The 4,358-nt window shown below is 69.4% G+C and carries 2 protein-coding genes; both read right to left on the reverse strand.

The features are described 5' to 3' along the window. Positions 1–69 precede the first annotated feature (69 nt). On the reverse strand, positions 70–342 hold the full coding sequence (gene tgmA, locus ABZ842_RS38630; RefSeq protein ID WP_361548530.1) for a putative ATP-grasp-modified RiPP: 273 nt from the start codon (positions 340–342) through the stop codon (positions 70–72). A gap of 1,235 nt (positions 343–1,577) precedes the next feature. After that, positions 1,578–4,358: DNA polymerase III subunit alpha (dnaE, locus tag ABZ842_RS38635; RefSeq protein ID WP_361548533.1), on the reverse strand; the 2,781-nt coding region annotated here is incomplete at its 5' end.

Here is a 4,358-nt window from a genome sequence, read left to right on the forward strand (position 1 = left end):
CCGAACGAACCACCGTCGACCACCAATACGGCATACTCCCCGACCCACCACCACCCACCCACTTCCCCCTCACCCACCACGAAACAGAAGAGGAGCCTTGAGGCCCGTCATGGATTGGGAGGCAAGGGCAGACGCACTCGCGGAGCAGGTGACCGACCCGGACTTCGATGCCGTTCCCTTCGTCTTGCTCGTGCCGTGCTTCCCCATCTCCACGACCTGCCCGGTCGCGTCGGTGTAGCGGGCGAGCTGCGTGAGCGGGTCCAGCTCGACGTGCGCATAGGGCGGTGGCGACACCGGCAGCCGGTCAGTCACTAATCGCAAGGCCCACGGAACGTTCTGCATCAACGTGTCCTCCTCATCGCCGGGGCGCAGGACAGTACCTGCTGCCCCCGAAGGCCAGGCTGACCGTACCGACCACCGCCTGCGCGCCCCCTCAGTTCCGCCACTCCGCATCTCCGGCCCGGCTCCCCAGGGCCACCGGCCACCAGGTACGCCGCCCTGGGAAGCCAGGACGAAACCGAAGAAGACCCGGACGCCCTGCGCAGGCGCCCTGGATCAGTGCCGCCACCGCCAGGTGGATCAGGGCCAGCGCGGCCCGTTGACGGGCTGCCTGGGTCGATCCGAACGGGGCGCGGGGCGGAGGTCCCCCGCCGACAGGGGGCCTCCGGCCCCGCGCCGGTCGTTGGTGGTGGACGCGCGTCAGTCGGCGTTCACCTGGGGCATCGGAGCGTCCGCGTCCGCCAGCCGAGCGGTGGTGGCGCGGTGAGCGCGTCACCACCGCTCGACCCGGCCACGGCGGTGGGAGCGACAAGCGCGGCGACGGCCGACGCACCGACGGAGCCGGCGCGCGGCCGGGCTCGTCGGGAGGGGGGAAGGCCGTCGTGGGGGGATGTGCGCTTGGTCTTCACTGCTCGCCTCCGCGTGGATCCGGGGCCACTGGGACCGCCTGGCTCCCTCGTTCGGCCCGATCCGCACGACGGGCCTTGGTGGTGCCGACGGCGTCCGACCCCGAGCGGGTGGGGCATGTGCCTGTCAACCGGCTTGATCAGGAATCTAGGTCGCCGCACCCGTTGCGACAAGGACGGCTTTTGGTCGCGGCCGGTCCCGTCCGCGCGGCTGTGACCTGCGGGGAAGCGCTCTTTGCCGGTCCTGCGAAAGGGCGGCTGCCTCCGCCGTCGGGCGTCGGCCCCTGCGTCGTACGTCGTGCTGGCCCGTCGGTCAGTAGGGCCGGGGGCGCCGGCCAGGGAATGCCGCATCCGGCTGTTCGATTGACGCACCCTCACGGGACAGGTCACGAAGGGCGGGAGGTTCGAACGGGCCACTCGGCCGGGCCGTCGGAAACTGACTGACGCATCCTCACTTTTTCACAAGACGGTTGCGTAATTGCCACGCCCTGACGCCGCACTTCGGGGCGCGGAAGCCGCCGGCCGGTCCGTTGCCACCTTGCCGAGTGGCGGAAGCGACCGGTGTTACGGGAGGGATGGTCGGGGGCGCATGCCTGGGCGTAAGGGGCATAGCTCCGGCGTCGGCGCGGCCGAAATGCGACCGCCGGCGTCTCGACCGCCCGGTGTCGCGCGTCACCCTCCTGCCACCACCGTCACCGCCACCGACGCCTTCAGGTCCGCCCAGAACGCCGGATGCGTCGAGACGCGGTAGCCCAGCAGATAGACCGTGGTGCGGGTTCGGCCGTGGACGCGCAGGTGGACCGGGGCGGGGCCGGGGTGGGCGTGGAGGGTTTCCTTGAGGCGGCGGATCGTGTGCGGGGTGACCTGCGCGGCGTCGACGTCGAGGCGGACCGGGGCGTCGCCGGCCGCCGCGCTCAGGTCCAGCGGGGTGAGTTCCGTCGCGACCACGCGGGGGGTGTCCTCGCGCTTGTCGAGGCGGCCCTTGACGAGGACGACGGTGTCCTCGGTGAGGGCGGACGCGATCAGTTGGTACGTGGCGGGGAAGAACAGGCAGTCGACGGAGCCGGCCAGGTCCTCGACGGTGGCGATGGCCCACGCGTTGCCCTGCTTGGTCATCTTCCGCTGGAGCGCGGTGACGATGCCGCCGACGGTGACGACCGCACCGTCCGGCCTGGCGCCCCCGGCGAGTTGGGAGATCGGGGTGTCCGTACGGGCCGCGAGGAGGTGTTCCACGCCGAAGAGCGGGTGGTCGGAGACGTACAGGCCGAGCATTTCGCGCTCCTGCGCGAGGAGGTGGGACTTCTCCCACTCCACGTCGGAGAACTCGACGTCGAGCCCGAAGCCGGAGCCGGGCTCGGAGCCGGAACCGGTTGCGGCGCTGCCGAAGAGGTCGAACTGACCCTCCGCCTCCTTCCGCTTGACCGCGAGGACGCTGTCGATCAGGGGTTCGTGGTGGGCGATCAGCCCCTTGCGGGTGTGGCCCAGCTCGTCGAAGGCGCCGGCCTTGATCAGCGACTCGGTGGCGCGTTTGGTGCAGGCGGCGGCCTCCACCTTGTGGAGGTAGTCGGGGAAGGAGGCGTACCGCCCCCGCGCCCCGCGGCTGCGGATGATCGCCTCCACCACGTTCGTACCGACGTTGCGGACGGCGGAGAGGCCGAAGAGGATCACGTCGTCGCCCTGCGCGGCGAAGTCGGACCGGGACTCGTTGACGTTCGGCGGCAGCACCTTGATGCCCATGCGGCGGCACTCGTTGAGGTACACGGCCGACTTGTCCTTGTCGTCCTTGGTCGAGGTCAGCAGGGCGGCCATGTACTCGGCGGGGTGGTTCGCCTTCAGATACGCGGTCCAGTACGACACCAGCGCGTACGCCGCGGCGTGCGCCTTGTTGAAGGCGTAGCCGGCGAAGGGGACGAGCACGTCCCACACCGCCTGGATCGCCCCGTCCGAGTAGCCCCGCTCGCGGCAGCCCGCGCGGAAGGGTACGAACTCCTTGTCGAGGACTTCCTTCTTCTTCTTTCCCATGGCGCGGCGCAGCAGGTCGGCTTGGCCGAGGGAGTAGCCGGCGAGGACCTGGGCGGCCTTCTGCACCTGCTCCTGGTACACGACCAGGCCGTACGTGAGGTCCAGGACCTCCTTCAGGGGCTCGTCCAGCTCCGGGTGGATCGGGGTGATCTCCTGCTGGCCCGTCTTGCGCAGGGCGTAGTTGGTGTGGGAGTTCATGGCCATCGGGCCGGGCCGGTAGAGCGCGGTGACCGCGGTGATGTCCTCGAACTGGTCCGGCTTCATCAGCCGGAACAGGGCCCGCATCGCGCTGGAGTCGAACTGGAAGACGCCCAGCGTCTCGCCGCGGCCGAGGAGTTCGAAGGTGGGTGCGTCGTCGAGGGGGAGGGCGAGGAGTTCCAGGTCGACGCCCTTGTTCGCCTTCACCATCTTGACGGCGTCGTCCATGATGGTGAGGTTGCGCAGGCCGAGGAAGTCCATCTTCAGCAGGCCCAGCGACTCGCACTGGGGGTAGTCCCACTGGGTGATGGTGACGCCGTCGGTGTGCCGGACCCAGATCGGGGCGTGGTCCACGACCGGCTCGCTGGACATGATCACGCCGGCCGCGTGCACGCCCATCTGCCGCACCAGGCCCTCCACGCCCCGCGCGGTGTCGATCACCTTCCGTACGTCGGGCTCGTTCTCGTACATCCCCCGCACCTCGCCCGCCTCCCCGTGGCGGGGGTGGGACGGATCGGTGATGCCGGCCAGCTCGATGCCCTTGCCGCCGACGTCGGCGGGCATGGCCTTGCTGATGCGGTCGCCCATCGCGTACGGGTAGCCCAGCACGCGGGCGGAGTCCTTGATGGCGTTCTTCGCCTTGATGGTGCCGTACGTGCCGATCATGGCGACCTTGTCTGCGCCGTACTTCTCGGTCACGTACCGGATGACTTCGACGCGCCGGCGCTCGTCGAAGTCGATGTCGACGTCCGGCATCGAGACGCGCTCGGGGTTCAGGAACCGCTCGAAGATCAGGCCGTGTTCCAGGGGGTCGAGGTCGGTGATGCCGAGGGCGTACGACACCAGGGAGCCTGCCGCGGAGCCGCGGCCGGGGCCGACGGCGATGCCGTTGCGCTTGGCCCACATGATGAAGTCGGCGACGACGAGGAAGTACCCCGGGAACCCCATCTCGACGATGATGTCGAGTTCGTAGTCGACCTGCTTCTGATAGCGCTCGTTCCAGCCGTCGGGATAGCGTCGGCGCATTCCGGTGAGCACTTCCGAGCGGAACCAGGTGGTTTCGGTGTAGCCCTCGGGGATGTCGAACTTCGGCATCAGGTTCCGGGACTCGAACATCCCCGCCGTGTCGACCTGCTCCGCGACCAGCAGCGTGTTTCGGCACCCCTCCTGCCACGCCTCCGACGAATCCACCGCATACATCTCGTCCGTCGACTTCAGGTAGTAACCCGAACC

The organism is Streptomyces sp. NPDC047315 (genome assembly GCF_040643215.1).
Lineage (GTDB): Bacteria > Actinomycetota > Actinomycetes > Streptomycetales > Streptomycetaceae > Streptomyces.